This is a genomic window from uncultured Methylobacterium sp., assembly GCF_964251405.1.
GTDB lineage: Bacteria > Pseudomonadota > Alphaproteobacteria > Rhizobiales > Beijerinckiaceae > Methylobacterium.
On sequence record NZ_CAXUJR010000082.1, the window covers coordinates 1 to 15,833 of the forward strand.

Annotated in this window: 17 protein-coding genes and 1 pseudogene; 9 read left to right on the forward strand and 9 right to left on the reverse strand. The window is 67.4% G+C overall.

The genetic code is table 11. The features are described 5' to 3' along the window. Both ACFE7U_RS13985 and ACFE7U_RS13990 read left to right on the forward strand, forming a co-directional pair. Positions 1–1,104 (forward strand): LysM peptidoglycan-binding domain-containing protein (locus ACFE7U_RS13985; protein ID WP_375410331.1); only part of this gene is annotated, 1,104 nt, incomplete at its 5' end. A 241-nt stretch (positions 1,105–1,345) separates the two neighbouring features. Further along, entirely contained in the window at positions 1,346–3,301 is a 1,956-nt protein-coding gene (locus tag ACFE7U_RS13990; RefSeq protein ID WP_375410332.1) for an ABCB family ABC transporter ATP-binding protein/permease, read from the forward strand. Between the two features lie 42 nt (positions 3,302–3,343). On the opposite strand, the gene ACFE7U_RS13995 is transcribed toward ACFE7U_RS13990, so the two are convergent. The 3 genes and pseudogenes from ACFE7U_RS13995 to ACFE7U_RS14005 form a co-directional block, all read right to left on the reverse strand. Next, positions 3,344–4,600, reverse strand: a complete 1,257-nt coding sequence (locus tag ACFE7U_RS13995) for a glycosyltransferase 87 family protein (protein WP_375410333.1) — start codon at positions 4,598–4,600, stop codon at positions 3,344–3,346. A 165-nt stretch (positions 4,601–4,765) separates the two neighbouring features. Further along, positions 4,766–5,044: a hypothetical protein gene (locus tag ACFE7U_RS14000; protein WP_375410347.1), complete on the reverse strand. Its 279-nt coding sequence runs from the start codon at positions 5,042–5,044 to the stop codon at positions 4,766–4,768. A 277-nt stretch (positions 5,045–5,321) separates the two neighbouring features. After that, positions 5,322–5,771, reverse strand: a pseudogene (locus ACFE7U_RS14005) (glycosyltransferase); the annotation flags it as partial. 266 nt (positions 5,772–6,037) lie between these two features. Here ACFE7U_RS14005 and ACFE7U_RS14010 point away from each other — a divergent pair. The 3 genes from ACFE7U_RS14010 to mscL all read left to right on the forward strand — a co-directional run bounded on the left by ACFE7U_RS14010 (position 6,038) and on the right by mscL (position 8,190). Next, a complete protein-coding gene (locus ACFE7U_RS14010; RefSeq protein WP_375410345.1) occupies positions 6,038–6,787 on the forward strand; it encodes a phosphatidylserine decarboxylase in 750 nt (249 codons plus the stop codon). Between the two features lie 11 nt (positions 6,788–6,798). After that, entirely contained in the window at positions 6,799–7,671 is an 873-nt protein-coding gene (locus ACFE7U_RS14015; RefSeq protein WP_375410334.1) for a CDP-alcohol phosphatidyltransferase family protein, read from the forward strand. 90 nt (positions 7,672–7,761) lie between these two features. Continuing rightward, complete coding sequence (mscL, locus tag ACFE7U_RS14020) at positions 7,762–8,190, forward strand: large conductance mechanosensitive channel protein MscL (RefSeq protein ID WP_375410335.1); 429 nt, start codon at positions 7,762–7,764, stop codon at positions 8,188–8,190. An 18-nt stretch (positions 8,191–8,208) separates the two neighbouring features. Here mscL and ACFE7U_RS14025 read toward each other — a convergent pair whose 3' ends face one another. The 4 genes from ACFE7U_RS14025 to fabA all read right to left on the reverse strand — a co-directional run bounded on the left by ACFE7U_RS14025 (position 8,209) and on the right by fabA (position 11,237). After that, positions 8,209–8,508, reverse strand: coding sequence for a hypothetical protein (locus tag ACFE7U_RS14025; protein WP_375410336.1), 300 nt, complete (start codon positions 8,506–8,508; stop codon positions 8,209–8,211). A gap of 173 nt (positions 8,509–8,681) precedes the next feature. Further along, complete coding sequence (locus ACFE7U_RS14030) at positions 8,682–9,092, reverse strand: DUF1236 domain-containing protein (RefSeq protein ID WP_375410337.1); 411 nt, start codon at positions 9,090–9,092, stop codon at positions 8,682–8,684. Between the two features lie 225 nt (positions 9,093–9,317). Continuing rightward, positions 9,318–10,544 (reverse strand): beta-ketoacyl-ACP synthase I, encoded by a 1,227-nt coding sequence (gene fabB / locus ACFE7U_RS14035; RefSeq protein WP_375410338.1) that lies wholly within the window; start codon positions 10,542–10,544, stop codon positions 9,318–9,320. 123 nt (positions 10,545–10,667) lie between these two features. Next, entirely contained in the window at positions 10,668–11,237 is a 570-nt protein-coding gene (gene fabA, locus ACFE7U_RS14040) for a 3-hydroxyacyl-[acyl-carrier-protein] dehydratase FabA (protein ID WP_375410339.1), read from the reverse strand. A gap of 189 nt (positions 11,238–11,426) precedes the next feature. Here fabA and irr point away from each other — a divergent pair, with 189 nt between their 5' ends. Continuing rightward, positions 11,427–11,939, forward strand: a complete 513-nt coding sequence (gene irr, locus ACFE7U_RS14045; protein ID WP_375410340.1) for a Fur family transcriptional regulator Irr — start codon at positions 11,427–11,429, stop codon at positions 11,937–11,939. Positions 11,940–12,012: 73 nt separating this feature from the next. Here irr and ACFE7U_RS14050 read toward each other — a convergent pair whose 3' ends face one another. Next, positions 12,013–12,573 carry an SH3 domain-containing protein gene (locus ACFE7U_RS14050; RefSeq protein WP_375410346.1) on the reverse strand — a complete coding sequence of 187 codons (561 nt, stop codon included), beginning with the start codon at positions 12,571–12,573 and terminating at the stop codon, positions 12,013–12,015. 230 nt (positions 12,574–12,803) lie between these two features. Here ACFE7U_RS14050 and ACFE7U_RS14055 point away from each other — a divergent pair, with 230 nt between their 5' ends. From ACFE7U_RS14055 to ACFE7U_RS14065, 3 genes are all read left to right on the forward strand, one after another. Further along, positions 12,804–13,808 (forward strand): 2-hydroxyacid dehydrogenase, encoded by a 1,005-nt coding sequence (locus ACFE7U_RS14055; protein WP_375410341.1) that lies wholly within the window; start codon positions 12,804–12,806, stop codon positions 13,806–13,808. 168 nt (positions 13,809–13,976) lie between these two features. Then, positions 13,977–14,399 (forward strand): cupin domain-containing protein, encoded by a 423-nt coding sequence (locus ACFE7U_RS14060; RefSeq protein ID WP_375410342.1) that lies wholly within the window; start codon positions 13,977–13,979, stop codon positions 14,397–14,399. Between the two features lie 241 nt (positions 14,400–14,640). Then, on the forward strand, positions 14,641–15,264 hold the full coding sequence (locus ACFE7U_RS14065) for a MarR family winged helix-turn-helix transcriptional regulator (RefSeq protein ID WP_375410343.1): 624 nt from the start codon (positions 14,641–14,643) through the stop codon (positions 15,262–15,264). On the opposite strand, the gene ACFE7U_RS14070 is transcribed toward ACFE7U_RS14065, so the two are convergent. Next, positions 15,261–15,632 (reverse strand): hypothetical protein, encoded by a 372-nt coding sequence (locus ACFE7U_RS14070; RefSeq protein ID WP_375410344.1) that lies wholly within the window; start codon positions 15,630–15,632, stop codon positions 15,261–15,263. The genes ACFE7U_RS14065 and ACFE7U_RS14070 overlap by 4 nt on opposite strands. Positions 15,633–15,833: the final 201 nt, after the last annotated feature.

The following is a 15,833-nucleotide window of genomic DNA, read 5'->3' on the forward strand; positions in this document are numbered from 1 at the left end:
GTCGTACTGTCGCAGCCCGAACCCGTCGCTGCGCCGCCGGTGAAGGAGGCGGCCAGGGCCGAGGTCAAGCCTGACGCCAAAGCCGAGGCGAAGCGGAAAACCAAGAGCGACGCAGCGGTTCCGTCCGGCGCCAAGACGGAAGCGAAGGACAAGCCGACGGAGGAGGCCAAGGCGCCGGCGACGTCCGACGCCGCCCGCCCGAGCCCGGCTCCGGTCAAGGTCGTCAGTGTCGATGCGGAGGAGGGGGGGCGTCTCTACGTGACCGGCCAGGCTTCGCCCGGCGCGACCGTGCGGCTCTACCTCAACGAGACCCTCGTGGCTCCCGGGAGTGCCGGGCCGGACGGCCGCCTCGCTTTCGCCATCGGCCGCGGCGTGACGCCCGGCGACTACCGGGTGCGCATCGACGAGGTCGATTCGGTCTCCGGCAAGGTCAAGACGCGCTCGGAGGTGGCCTTCGCCGTCCCGGGGGCAGCCCCGAAATCCGCTCCTCAGCGGCCGTCCCGCGAGCGCGACACGGTCGCTGCCCTGTCGCCGACCAAGCCCCCGGTGGCGACGGCCCCGGCGACGATGGCTCCGGCCGGCAAGCCTCCGGAGGCGAGATCTCCCGAGGCGGCCGTTTCCGAATACAAGGTGCCGGAGGCCAAGACATCGGGATCAACGACATCGGGACCAACGACATCGGGATCAAAGCCCTTGGAGCCCCGGCAGCCCACGCCTGACCGCCAGGGAGTTGTCCCCGAGCGACAGGCCGCCCTGGCACGCGTCGATGATCCGCGCCCTTCCGTCAGCGCTCCGGCGACGCCGGCAGCCTCGACCGCACCCGTCGGATCCGGGACCGCTTCCGATCGTGCTGACCCCGGACGAGCAGAGCGGTCCGAGGTGGGCGAGCGCACCGTGTTCATTCCGGAGATCGGGACGGCCAAGATCGCCCGCGGCGACAACCTTTGGCAAATCAGCCGGAGGGTCTATGGCAGGGGAACCCGCTACACGGTGATCTTCGACGCCAACCAGAGCCAAATCCGCAACCCGGACAGGATCTATCCCGGCCAGGTCTTCGTCCTTCCCATCAATGCCGCCGAGCGGCCGGACGGGAAACGGGGGTGACGGCACGGTATGCCGAAGCCGTCGTCGAACGGGACTGCAAGGCCCAGCCCTTCCGGTCGCCGACCGGAACCCGACACCGCGATTAAATCATCGAGATCCTGCGAAAGATCGCCGATGCGCGGCGCCTGATCATCGACGACGGGGTGGGGTAACGCACCTCAGACTGGTCGCTGCGCCTGTTGTGATGCCGCCGCCGGTCTATATGGAGTCTTAAGACACCTCCTCCCGAGACCATTCCCGCATGAAACCCGACTCCGCACCCGCGGCGAGCGGAGGCACCGCGCCGTCCGAGCGCCCCGGCCTCATCGCCACCTATCGCCGCCTGTGGCCCTATCTCTGGCCGCACGGTCGGCCGGACCTGCAGCGCCGCGTCTTCCTCGCCTTCGGCCTGCTCATGGTCGCCAAGGTCGTGACGATGGTGACGCCGTTCACCTTCAAATGGGCCACCGATGCCCTCGTCGCGATCACCAGCGCGAAGGACGGAACGATACCGGCCGAGATCCCCACCGGGATCTTCGCCTTGCCGATGCTGATGATCGGGCTCTACGGCCTGTCGCGAATCCTCATGGCCGGGCTGACGCAGGTGCGCGACGGCCTGTTCGCCAAGGTCGCGATGAACGCGGTGCGGCGCCTGGCGCTTCAGACCTTCGAGCACATGCACCGATTGAGCCTGCGCTTCCACCTCGAGCGCAAGACCGGCGGACTCACCCGCGTGCTGGAGCGGGGCCGCGGCGGCATCGAGGAACTGTCGCGGCTGATGGTGCTCACACTGGTGCCGACGATCGTCGAGTTCCTGCTCGTGCTCGGGGTGCTCGCCTACCAGTTCGACTGGCTCTACTCGGTCGTCGTGTTCGTGACGGTGGCGGCCTACCTCGCCTTCACCTGGAAGGCGACGCAGTGGCGCATCGAGATCCGCCGCCGGATGAACAACTCCGACACCGACGCCAACACCAAGGCGGTCGATTCGCTGCTCAACTTCGAGACGGTGAAGTATTTCGGTGCGGAGCGGCGGGAGGCCGAGCGCTACGACGGCTCCATGGCCAAGTACGAGAAGGCCTCGACCCAGACCTACGTCTCGCTCGCCGTGCTCAACGCCGGCCAGGCCGTGATCTTCACTGTTGGCATGACGATCGTGATGTGGCTCGCCGCGCGCGACATCATGGCCGGGCGGACTACGCTCGGCGGCTTCGTGCTCGTCAACACCCTGCTCATCCAACTCGCGATGCCGCTCAACTTCATGGGCATGATCTACCGCGAGATCAAACAGGCGCTCATCGACATCGACGACATGTTCCAGATCCTGCACCGCAACCCCGAGATCGCCGACAGGGCGGGGGCGGCGCCCCTGCGGATCAGCGCGGGCGTGGTGCGGTTCGAGGACGTCCACTTCTCCTACAACCCGGACAGGCCGATCCTGCGCGGCGTCAGCTTCGAGGTGCCGGCCGGGCGCACGGTCGCCATCGTCGGCCCGTCGGGGGCGGGCAAGTCGACGCTGTCGCGCCTGCTGTTCCGGTTCTACGAGCCGCAAGCCGGCCGCATTCTCATCGACGGGCAGGACATCGCCGGGGTGCAGCAGGCGAGCCTGCGCGCGGCCATCGGCATGGTGCCGCAGGACACGGTGTTGTTCAACGACACCATCGGCTACAACATACGCTACGGCCAGTGGGACGCGACCCCCGACGCGGTGCGCGAGGCGGCCGCCCTCGCCCAGATCGATCGCTTCGTCTCCGCCCTGCCGGAGGGCTACGACACCCCGGTGGGCGAGCGCGGCCTTAAGCTGTCGGGCGGCGAGAAGCAGCGCGTCGCCATCGCCCGCACGATCCTGAAGGGTCCGCCGATCCTCGTTCTCGACGAGGCGACCTCGGCGCTCGACTCGTTCACCGAGCGCGAGATCCAGGATGCCCTCGACACGATCTCGAAGGGACGCACCACCCTCGTCATCGCCCACCGGCTCTCGACGGTTGTCAACGCCGACGAGATCATCGTCCTCGACCAGGGCATCATCGTCGAGCGCGGCAGCCACGACCGGCTGCTCGACGAGGACGGCGTCTACGCGGCGATGTGGAACCGCCAGCGCGAGGCCGACGAGGCGCGGGAGATCCTGAAGCGGGCGGAGGACGAGAAGGCCGCGACCGTGCCGATCCGGACGACCGTGGCCTCGGTTCGCCGTGCGCCCGACATAGTGCCGGCGGAATAGGGACGGCGCCGGGCCAGAGCCAGTCTTCACCCCCTGGACGGCTTACCCCAGCGCCATCGCGGGTGACATCGGCGGCGCAGTCTGCGGCATCTCCGCCGCAACCTCCCGTATCAGGACCGCGAAGAGGGCGATCAGGACCAGCGATCCACCTCCGAAGCCGTGCATCTGCAACGGCATGATCATAGCAGGCAGGACCCAAGCAAGGATGGTGACCCGGCCGGGAGCTTCCTCCCCGTCTGCGCGGAACAGGCGCCAAGTCAGAATGGCGGCGACGGCGGTCAGGTCGTAGTTGAAGGCGTAGGGCGTCAGCAGCATGGCCGCTGCAGCGAGCACACCGGCCCGCAGTCGCGGATCGCGCGTTCGCCGCACGGCCCAGACCGTGAGTCCGAGAACGTGAAGCGAGACGGCCGCCTGCAGGATCCAGGCAGCGCTCATGCCGAGGCCGGCCGTGCGCGCGCCCGCGAAGACGGACGCCATCATGTAGGGATAGAAGCCGGAGAATCTCTCCAGAAGCGAGTATTGGAAAGCGCTCGTCGCCCCGAGATAGTGCTGCCAGGGCTCGATGCCGAATGCTCCGACCGAGGCGGCCACGAGCGCGAGCGTCGTGAGGGCCGCGGCGCCGATCGTGCGCCACGCGCCGAGCGCCAGGAGCGCGAAGGGCAGCACGAGACCGAGATGCGGCTTGCAGGTGAGCAGGCCGAACAGGATGCCGGCCAGGATCGGTCGACGGTCGAGGGCAAGCAGGCCCCCGAGGAGCAGGGATGCGGTCAGGAAGCAGTTCTGGCCGCCGACCGCGTTGATGAGACAGGCCGGCGCGAGGGCGAGCATGACGAGCGCCCCGACGCGGCGCCCCGCTGGAATCTGGCTCAAGGTCACGGCGGCGAGACGGGCACGCGACATAAGGATGAGATTGCGCTCGTCAGCCCAAGTCGCTTTGCCCAAACGCCCGCATGCCCAGCGGAACGTTGCGTCGTGATAGTGCAGGAACGGGATCGCCGTGTGGTGCTCGATGGGAAAGTAGCGGTGCGGCACCGTCAGGAACACGACCCGGGCCACCCGCAGCATCTCGCGCACCATCAGGCGCTGGTTCTCGGGGCTCCCCACATGCTCCAGGACCGCGTTCGAGGTTGCGATGTCGAAGCTGCCATCCGGGAAGGGCAGCCGGCAATCAGCGGAGATTTGCCGGTAGGCGACCGCCGGATAGGCCGCCCGGAAGGCTTCGGCCGTGCCGAGGCCCACTGCCGTGATATGGTCTGGATACGGGTAATGACGCTCAAGCACGTTGGCGGCGTCGGTCACCACGTCCGATACGCCGATATCGAGGATCGTCGTTTCGGCGGTCGGCCGGCACAGGCGAAGGAAATCCGCTAGGATGCGGTTGCGTGCAGCCGCGGCGAGACGCGCACCGAGCGATCGCGGCGGCGCGGCCTCGTAGTATTTCCCGTCGAAGGGCGGTGGTCACGGTCATGACCCGCTGAGAGCCAGCGGGGCTGGCAAGTCGAGGTAACGCATGCGCTTGAGTTCGCGCTGGCTGGAGCCGATCGCGTCGACGATGATGCCGCAGGTCAGGCTCATGAAGGCGAGTTGCATCAGCGCCGCCGAGAGGATGGCGGTGGGCATGCGCGGAACGAGGCCGGTCTCGATATAGGTGGTGGCAACTGGCAGCCCTAGCGCCAGGCTCGCCAGCGCGAAGGTGAAGGCAAATACGCCGAAGAATTGCAGCGGCCGCACCGCCTTGTACATGAATGCAATCTTGCAAAGGATGCGCGCCCCGTCGCGCCCCGTCGCGCCACTTGCTGAGCTTGCTCGACGAGCCGTCCGGCCGTCGGCCATAGGGCAGTGCGATCTCCACCGTCGCCAAGCGCAGGTCGAGGGCGTGAACCGAGAGTTCGGTCTCGATCTCAAAGCCCGAAGACGTAGCGGGAAACGACTTCGCGAAGCGGCGCGAGACGACGCGGTATCCGGACAGGATGTCCGTGAAGCCGCTGCCGAACAATCCCCGGACCAGCCGGCTGAACAGAGCGTTGCCGAGATGGTGGCCCAACGGAAACGCGCCCGGCGCCCCGTTGCGGATACCCACGACCATGTCCACCTGCTCGGCGACGAGAGCGTCGACGAGGCGGCTGGCCGCCGCGGCATCGTAGGTCAGGTCGCCGCCGGAGAGGACGTAGAAGTCCGCTTCAATATCGGCGAACATGCGGCGAACCACGTTGCCCTTGCCCGGCCGCCGCTCGCGGCGGACGATGGCACCCGCTTCGGCCGCGACCGCGGCGGTGCGGTCGGTCGAGTTGTTGTCGTAGACATAGACGGTAGCGCCGGGCAGGAACCGGCGGAATTCCGACACTACCTGCCCGATCGTCGCCTCCTCATTGAGGCAAGGCAGTAGGACGGCGACCGAACCATGGTGGGCGAACGTGGCCTGCGGGAGCAGGCTTTCCAGTTCGTGACGAATACGAGCCGTGCTGTGCATGGGCGCTTCCGTTTAGGCCGTGCGCGATGCCACGACAGCCCATTCGCCCGTTACGTTAGGATGAACCTCGTTAACGGAATGAGGTCGTCCCAGATGCATTGATGGGACTTCGACGTGTCCGGGCTCGCGTTGGATCGCAAGTCTTCCGGTTTGCCCAGATGTCCTCGCGCTGCGCCTGGGACGACAGGACACTTGGGCCTGGACCAAAACCGTATGACGGCGCGGGCCCGTTGCCGTAAGAGGAGCGCCAACCTGAGGGGCGGCCGCTGGGCCGCCGCCAGTCAACGGACATCCGAAATGGGCCTATGACCGACCTTCTCGAAACGATCCGCCGGACGCTCGTGCCGATCCACAAGGAGGGCTATTCCTTCATCCTGATCGGCATCGTGCTCACCGTGCTGGCCGGCTATTTCTCGCAGTTCTTCGGCTGGATCTTCCTGATCCTGACGCTGTGGGTCTGCTACTTCTTCCGGGACCCCGAGCGCATCACGCCGGTGGCCGACGGCCTCGTGGTCTCGCCGGCGGATGGGCGCGTCAACCTCATCGTCACCACGCTGCCGCCGCCCGAGCTCGACCTGCCGCAGACGGAGATGACCCGGATCTCGGTCTTCATGAACGTGTTCGACTGCCACGTGAACCGGGTGCCGGTGACGGGGCTGATCGGCCAGATCCACTACACGCCGGGCCTGTTCCTCAACGCCGAGCTCGACAAGGCGAGCGACGACAACGAGCGCAACGGCATGGTCATCGAGACGAGCCATCGCGGTGCCCCCTTGCGCATCGGCGTCGTCCAGATCGCCGGCCTGGTCGCGCGCCGCATCGTCGGCTTCGTCAATGCCGGCGAGACCCTCAACGTGGGCGAACGCTTCGGCCTGATCCGCTTCGGCTCGCGGGTGGACGTGTACCTGCCGCTGGGCACCCGCGTCCTCGTCGGGCTCGGGCAGAAGGCGGTGGCGGGCGAGACCGTCCTCGCCGATCTCGGGGGCGGCCCCGAGCGCCAGTTCCGCAGGATCTGAAAGGCCCCGTCATGGACGACCTGTTCCCGCCGTTCGCGCCCGATGCCGACGAGCCCAAACCCCGCCGGTTCAAGCCGGTGCCGTTCCGGATGATCGCCCCCAACATGATCACCCTGATGGCGCTCTGCCTCGGGTTGACCGCGATCCGCCTCGCCTTCGAGGGCAAGTTCGAGCCGGCGGTGATCGCCATCGTGGCCGCCGCCTTCCTCGACGGCATCGACGGGCGCGTGGCCCGGATGCTGAAGGGCACCTCTCGGTTCGGGGCGGAACTCGATTCCCTGGCCGACTTCGTGAATTTCGGCTGTGCTCCGGCCCTGATCCTCTACGGCTTCGCCCTGCATCACCTGCGCTCCGTGGGCTGGATCGTGGCGCTGATCTTCGCCATCGCCATGGCGCTCCGGCTGGCGCGCTTCAACGCGATGCTCGACGACCCAAGCCGGCCGGAATGGAAGAAGGACTATTTCGTCGGCGTGCCCGCGCCAGCGGGCGCGCTCACCGCGATGCTGCCGCTCTACCTGCACTTCCTCGGGCTCACGATGGAGCGCTGGGCCGCACCCGTGGTGCTCGGCTACGTCCTCTGCATCGCGCTCCTCGTCGTCTCCACGGTGCCGACCTTTTCGGGCAAGACCATGGGCAAGCGCGTGCCGCGCGACCTCGTGCTGCCGATCTTCCTCGTGGTCGTGGCCGGGTTCGGTCTCTTCATCAGCTTCCCGTTCGAGGCCATGGTGGCGCTCAGCCTCGCCTATCTCGTTGGCATCCCGATCGGCGCGGCGCAGTATCGCCGGCGGGCCAAGCAAGAGGCCAGGAACGAGCTGAGGATCGAGGCAGCCGACCCCGCGCCGCCGTCCGGATCGGACCGCCCACAGGCGCCGATCCTGCCCTGAGGCCGGGTCGCTTGTAGCAACCGTCGGGCGAACATAACGTCCGGCCGGGAGCCGCTATGGGCTGCCGATGACACGGGGTTCAGGATGGCGATGCTCGATGAGTTCAGGACGTTCGCCCTGCGCGGCAACGTCGTCGACCTCGCGGTCGGCGTCATCATCGGCGCGGCCTTCGGTGCCATCGTCACCTCGGCCGTGCAGGATGTCTTCATGCCGATCATCGGCGCGGTGACGGGCGGACTCGATTTCTCGAACTCTTACCTCCCGCTCTCGTCCAGCGTGACGAAGGGTGCCGCCTACGCCGATTCGAAGAAGCAGGGCGCCGTGATCGGCTACGGGCAGTTCATCACCGTCGCGATCAATTTCGCGATCGTCGCCTTCGTGCTCTTCCTGGTGATCCGCGCCATGAACAGGCTGCAGAAACGCGAAGAGGCCAAGCCCGAGGCGGCCGCAGAGGTGCCGGCCGACGTCAAGTTGCTGTGCGAGATACGCGACATTCTCGCGACGCGTCCAACCCCGTGACGGTCTCGACGACGCTCTCTAGCGCAGCGGCTTCACGGGCGGCGGGCGATTCAGGTCGCCGAGGATCTGGTCGAGAGCCTGGGCGACGGCCTCCGTGCCTTCCTCGTGGGTCTTCAGCCGAACTTCCAAGCGCTTGATCTGAGGCCCGAACTCCTCGGGTACGACCGGATCGCCCAGATATTGCGGTACCCCGTCGCCGGTGGTGAAGACGGTGCGCAGTTGCTGCCCGAGATGGTCGCGGACCGGCTCGGACAGGACGCCCTCCTTCGGGACAACGTCCTTGGAAGCCTGATCCGTGGGCTTGTCGTTGTCCTGCATCGCACCGGTCTCCCGTCCCTCAACGGAGGTAACCCGAATCGACTGTAAGTCGTTGCAAAGGTCGGCGCGAAACGAGTTCCATCGATCCGATCGGACGTAGGACGAAAAATGCCCCCGGCGATCGATCGCCGGGGGCATTCACGTATTGCCGCAGTCCCGTTGGGACAGCGAGCTTAATCGATCACTTCCACGATCCGCGAGCTGCGATCGACGAGGACCGGGCGATCGTTGATGATGGTGTATCGCGTACCGCGGGCACCATACTCCTCGGGCACGTCGTAGTAGGACACGCCGGCGCTCGGCAGAACGGTGCCGACGCGGACGTCGCCGCTGTAATCGAAGGAGCGACGCTTCTCGCGGGTCACGTACTGACGGAAGCGGGGACGGTCATCGACACCGAGGATGCCGCCGACAGTGCCCGTCGCTGCGCCGACCGCGCCGCCGACGATAGCACCGACAGGTCCGGCCGCATCGGCACCGTCCTGAGCGCCGCGCTCGGCACCACGGACGAGGCCCTGGGCCTGCGCCGCCATGGGAAGGCTGAGGGCGAGCACGGAGGCGGCGAGAAGGGTTTTGATATTCATGGACGGGGTCTCCCGAAGTTGCGTCCCGCTGGCCGGTGAGGCTCGGGCGGGGTTCGACGCATCAACGTATGACCCTCGAAAAGGGATGCGAGAAAAAATACTTTTGCTGTCCAGGGCGAAAAAAGTGAGTTCGGGAATGTCGTCATCCTACAAAATGACGAAACCGGAACAAAGCGTTCTCGTAGGAGCTGGTCTCCAAGGCGGCCTTGCCGCTCGTGACCGCGTTCAGGCGTCGATATGCTTCAAGACTAGGGTAGCGTTGGTGCCGCCGAACCCGAATGAGTTTGAGAGCACGTGACCGAGGCTCACCCCGTCCCGGCGCTGGCGAAGGATCGGCATGTCGGCGAAGACCGGGTCGATCTCGTCGATATGGGCGCTCTCGCAGATGAAGCCGTGCCGCATCATCAGGAGCGAGTAGATCGCTTCCTGGACGCCCGTGGCGCCGAGCGAATGGCCCGTCAGCGACTTCGTCGCGGAAATAGGCGGGCAGGCGTCTTCGCTCCCGAAGACTTCGCGGATCGCCTCGATCTCCTTCTCGTCGCCCACAGGCGTCGCGGTGGCGTGCGGGTTGATGTAGTCGATCCGGGCGCCTTTCAGCCCGTCGATCGCTTGGCGCATGCAGCGCACGGCGCCCTCGCCGGACGGCGCCACCATGTCGTGGCCGTCGGAGGTGGCGCCGTAGCCGGCGATCTCGCCGTAGATCGTCGCGCCGCGGGCGCGTGCGTGCTCCAACTCCTCCAGCACCAGCACCCCGGCGCCGCCGGCGATGACGAAGCCGTCGCGGTTGACGTCGTAGGCGCGCGAGGCGCGGGCGGGCGTATCGTTGTACTTCGAGGACATCGCGCCCATGGCGTCGAACAGCACCGAGAGGGTCCAGTCGAGATCCTCGCAGCCGCCCGCGAAGATGATGTCCTGGCGACCGCCTTGGATGATCTCGGCGGCGTTGCCGATGCAGTGGTTGGAGGTCGCGCAGGCCGAAGCGATGGAATAGTTCACGCCCTTGATCTTGAACCAGGTCGCCAGCGTCGCCGAGGCCGTCGACGACATCGCCTTGGGCACCGCGAAGGGACCGACGCGCTTGGGACCTTTCTCGCGGGCGATGGCGGCGGATTCGACGATCGCCCTGGTCGAGGGACCGCCGGACCCCATGATGATGCCGGTGCGATCGTTCGAGATGTCGCCGGGCTCCAGGCCCGAATCCTTGATCGCCTGATCCATGGCGACGTGGTTCCAGGCGGTGCCGCCGCCGTGGAAGCGCATGGCGCGCCGATCGACGACCTCCTCCGGGTCGAGGGTCGGGCGGCCTTCGACCTGGCTGCGAAAGCCGAGCTCGGCATAGGACGGCGCCCGGACGATGCCGGACTTCGCCTCGCGCAGGGAGGAGAGGACCTCCTCGGTATTGTTGCCGATGGATGAGACGATGCCCATCCCGGTGATCACGACACGGCGCATGGGGACGCTTCTCTCCGCCGGGTGCCCCTCGTCGAGAGGCGCCCCGCATGGACAATCAGACAGGACTCGTCAGGTAATGTGGGACGGCTGCAATCTCAACCGGCGTGCTGCACCCCGGTGCGGTCAGCCCTGCGCCTGGAATAGGGCCACGCGCAGATCCTTGGCCTCGTAGATCCTGCGCCCGTCGGCCTCGAGCCAGCCGTCGGCGATGCCGAGGACGAGCTTGCCCTGGCGCACGCGCTTGATGTCGATGCCGTAGACGACCTTCGTCACGCTCGGAAGGACTTGGTCGGTGAACTTGACCTCGCCGACGCCGAGGGCACGGCCGCGCCCGAGGGCGCCGAGCCAGCCGAGATGGAAGCCGACCAGCTGCCAGAGGGCATCGAGGCCGAGGCAGCCCGGCATGACCGGATCGTCCTTGAAATGGCAGCCGAAGAACCAGAGGTCGGGCCGCACGTCGAACTCGGCGAGCACATGGCCCTTGCCGTGGGCGCCGCCCTCCGTGCCGATCGACACGATGCGATCGAACATCAGCATCGGCGGCAGCGGCAACTGCGCGTTCCCGGCTCCGAAGAGCTCACCGCGTCCGCAGGCCAGCAGGTCCTCGTAGCCGTAGCGGGAGGCGCGTGCCGGCGCACCGGCCTCTCGCGGTCCGGTGTCCTGCGGTGATGTCTGATCGTGATCGGAAGACATGAAGGCGGATCGGTCCTCGGCTTTGGGTCTGCGCAGAGCGCCTCGCCGACGCACGGGTACGGCGGCGCGGCCTCGTTAGCACAGGCCCCTTGCGCCTTCAAAGCGGGCATCGGGTTGCAGCCCGGCAAGGCCTCCCGTATAACTGGATCGTCTGTCTCCCGCACATTCCGCGAGCGTTCCGTACCACTCATGTCGAACCTGATGTCGTTGCAGGCCGCGTTGAACGCGCGGGCCACCGTTCCGGCGGGCGAAGCGGCCGGTGCCGCAGGCCGCCGCGGCTGCCCGCTTTCCGATCTCCGCGACCGTCTGCGTCGGGCCGGCCTTCGCCCGACGCGCCAGCGTCTGTCGCTGGGCTGGTTGCTGTTCGGCCGGGGCGACCGGCACCTGACGGCGGAAATGCTCTACGACGAAGCCATGCGCGCCAAGGTGCCGGTCTCGCTGGCGACCGTCTACAACACCCTGCATCAGTTCACCGAGGCCGGCCTGCTCCGCCAGCTCGCCCTCGACGGCTCGAAGGCCTATTTCGACACCAATCCGAGCGAGCACCACCACTTCTTCCTGGAAGAGGAAGGTCAGGTCCTCGACATGCCCGATTGCGGCATCACCGTCGATTCCCTGCCCGATGCTCCCGAAGGCATGGAGATCGCCGGCGTCGAGGTCATCGTGCGCCTCCGCCGGCGGATCGGCCTGCGCAAGGCCTGACCGGTATCGTGAGACTTGAAGGAACGACGAGGCCCGGTCATCCGGGCCTTTTTCATTTCCCGAGGCCGTGACGTCATTCGACCCGTTCGTTAGGGTAGACGCCCCAGAGCCGGTCCTGGCGGATGTAGCCGTCGATGTCGCCGCCCTTCTGCGGCAGGGCGACGATCACCCGACACCAGGTCCCGCTGCAGGACTTGACGCTGCCGATGACCCCGGCCTGGAGCCGTGCTTCCTCCTCGGACCTGTCGTCGGCTTTGGCATGGAGCGGGATGGCCGCCGCCTTGTCGCCGCTCTTGCCCGCCGTCACGATGGAGGTCCGGCGTCCGGAGAGGAGCGAATGCAGCACCCAACCCTCGGTCCCCTCGGAATCGCGGATGCGACGCCAGGTCTCGAACTCGGCCACGATCTCAATCGGCAGCCCGGCCCGCTGGAACACCCACAGGGTACGGTGGTCCTTCGAGGGACCTTCTCGCAGGTTGACCCGGTCCGTCTTCAGGCTGGCGTAGCGTGGCAGCGGCAGCTTGGTGACCGGGCCGAGGCCGACCTCGGGCTGACCCGAGGCGGACGGCGCCGCCGAAGCTTCGACGGAGGAGCCGCCGATGAGGGCGGCGAGAAGAAGAGCGAGGGGTCGCATCATGCGTCTCCAGTCACCGGGTCCGGCGCTGCGCGGCGGGCCTCGGGATCGGGGAGGCCCCTCGCGCACGTTGTGTTCGGGCCTCTCTCTGATAGAGAAGGCCACGGTCGGTGGGACGTCTCGGGATGGCCGACCGACCGCTCGTGGATGTTCTGCCGGTGCGTGGTTAACAGAGCGTAAGGGACCTCGTCGCCGAGGTCGTAGGCGGGCCAAGTCCGCGGGGAGGAAGCATGCCGTCGTTGAAGCGCAAGCCGCTCGTGGTGGTCACGCGGCGCCTGCCGGAAGCCGTCGAATCGCGCATGCGCGAGCTGTTCGATTGCTGCCTCAACCCCGACGACACGCCGCTTGACCAGGACGCCCTCGTGGCGGCCATGCGCGAGGCCGACGTGCTCGTGCCCACCGTCACCGACGAGATCGATGCCGGGATCCTCGCTCGGGCCGGGCCGAACCTGCGGCTGATCGCGAATTTCGGCAACGGCGTCGACCATATCGACGTCGGCGTCGCGCTCGAACGCGGCATCACGGTGACGAACACGCCCGGCGTCCTCACCGAGGACACCGCCGACATGACGATGGCGCTGATCCTCGCGGTGGCGCGCCGGGTCACCGAGGGCGCCCGCATCATCCCCGACGACAACTGGGATGCCGGCTGGTCGCCGACCTGGATGCTCGGCCGCCGGATCACCGGCAAGCGCCTCGGCATCGTCGGCATGGGCCGGATCGGCCAGGCTCTCGCCCGCCGAGCCAAGGCCTTCGGCTTGCAGATCCACTACCACAACCGCCGCCGCGTGCCCGGTGCGATCGAGCGGGAGCTCGACGCGACCTACTGGGAATCCCTCGACCAGATGCTCGCGCGAGTCGACATCGTCTCGGTCAACTGCCCGCACACGCCCGCGACCTACCACCTGCTCTCGGCCCGCCGCCTCAAGCTCATGAAGCCCGAGGCGATCGTCGTGAACACCGCCCGCGGCGAGATCATCGACGAGACGGCGCTCGCCCGCCTCATCGAGTCGGGCGACATCTCGGCGGCCGGTCTCGACGTGTTCGAGCAGGAGCCGGCGGTGAGCCCGCGCCTCGTCAAGCTCGCGCGTTCCGGCAAGGTCGTGCTCCTGCCGCATATGGGCTCGGCCACGCACGAAGGCCGCTCGGACATGGGCGAGAAGGTCATCATCAACATCAAGACCTTCATGGACGGCCATCGCCCGCCCGACCGGATCCTGCCCAGTATGCTCTAAGCATCATTCCGCGAAGTGGTCCGCGGTTCGCGAGAGAAAATGATGCGGCTTCAAAGAGTCCTAAGCAGACATTCGTGGGGCAACCCACGAATGTCTGCTTAGGACGTCGGCCGAAACCCGGCGACGACGTTCCGGAACGACCACAGGCGAGGAAGCAGGGACGTCACCATGCCCGACCGGACCATCGCGGCCCATGCCGTCTTCGACGTGGCGGCCGAAGCGAGCCGGCTTCCAGCATCGTCCGACACGATGGTCGCCGACCATCGCTTCACCGACGACGCGGCCGCCAGCGCCCGCGTGTTCCGGGTCTACAGCCCGACCCCGCCCCACAGCCACGCGTCCTGCGACGAATACCTCTACGTCCTTTCCGGTCGCTGCCTGATGAAATTCGCCGACGAGGAGCCGGTCGAGGTCGGCCCCGGCAAGCTGGTCTTCTTCAAGCGGGGAATCGTGCATTCGGTGCCCGCGATCCTGGAGGAGCCGATGGTGTTCCTCTCCATCGACACTCCGCGGCGCGAGCCCCGCGACATCACCTTCGTCGGCGAGGGCACCGGCACGCCCGACACCTTCATGCGCCAGACGTCCCGCTGAGGCCTCCCATGACGGGCACCGGAAACGAGCCGGCAAAGTCCCGGACATGTGAGCCGGCACGGCTTCCGGTCAATTTTCATCGCCCGCCGATGATTTCGGCGGGGATCGAGCCCTTCGCGTCACGCCGGTGTCATCTCAGCTTCACGGGCCGCCGGCACATGCGTCGCGTGACGGACCGTTTCGGCCCTACCCGGCCGCGCCTCCCGCCGTTGCGGGACGTCGGTTCGCTTGGGAGACGCGCATGTCGACGGCTGAAGAGCGATCGGCGGCCAGGACGGCCGATGACGAGGCCGTGGTCATGACGAAGGCTGCCAAGCGCCTGCGCCCGCCGGGATCGAAGAGCGTCGGCTGGGCCCTCGTCCAGGCGGCGCGGCTGCACCGCTCGCGCATCGGCGATCGCCTCGCCGCCCTCGACCTCTTCGCGGGCCAGGAACAGGTGGTGCAGGCGCTGGCCATGGCCGGGACCATGACCATGGGCGACCTGGCCGCGACCCTGCGCGTGCGTCCCCCCACCGCCTCGAAGACGATCTCGCGGCTGGCCGCCCTCGGCTTCGTCGAGCGCAGGGCCGAGGCCGGCGATGGCCGCGTAGTTCGGGTGCGCCTCACCGAGGTCGGGCTCGCCAAGGCCGCGGCGATCGAGCGAATCTGGGATGACGTCGAGGCCGAGTTGCTCGATGGATTCGAGGGCAAGGAACGCCGCCGCCTGCGCAAGCTCTTGCGCCGGGCCGCCGGCAACCTTGCCGAGATCGCCGGAATCGAGGGCCACGAGGTCGATCGGGAGGCCGATGCCGAGATCGACGCCGAGGACGAGCCTGACGCCCTGGTGGTGCCGCTGTCCGGAAGCGGCGTCGAGCGGGACTTCTAACGATCGGGCGTCACCTCGGCGCGGACCTTCCTGGCGATGCCCGATCCGGCATGAACCGCACGGCCGGGCCTGCGGCTCCGTTTCTTCACGCGGGCAGCCAGGACCAGGACACGCGAGGCGAGGCGGTCCAGCAGCAGCAGAACCGCGCTGACGACGATGATCAGCACGCAGATGCAGCCGATGACAAGGCCTTCGATCCCCGGAGCCGGAATGATCATCAAGCAGCTGAGGCCGAACACTGCAACGATTGGGGCCCAGTATGGCATAACTTCGCCCCTTGGTTGCGCATCGGCAGCGAACGCATGTGAAGACGGCCGCATGAAAGCATCGAAGGCCTTCATGAAAGCTGAAGACAGGCTGCCAATCATTGCCAAGATGGCGTGATATTGGGGAAAATATTGTATTCGACGGCATGGCGGCAAATGGGGATGGGGCAAGGTCGAAGGGGTCGGGCGCCGAAACCTGCCGGAGCGGCGGCTGTCGAAGTCCGCCGGCGTCCCCGTCGGCCCGATCTACGCAGCGCCACCCTGTTCGCGACGCGGGTGCTCTCCGGCCCGCTCCTCCCTATA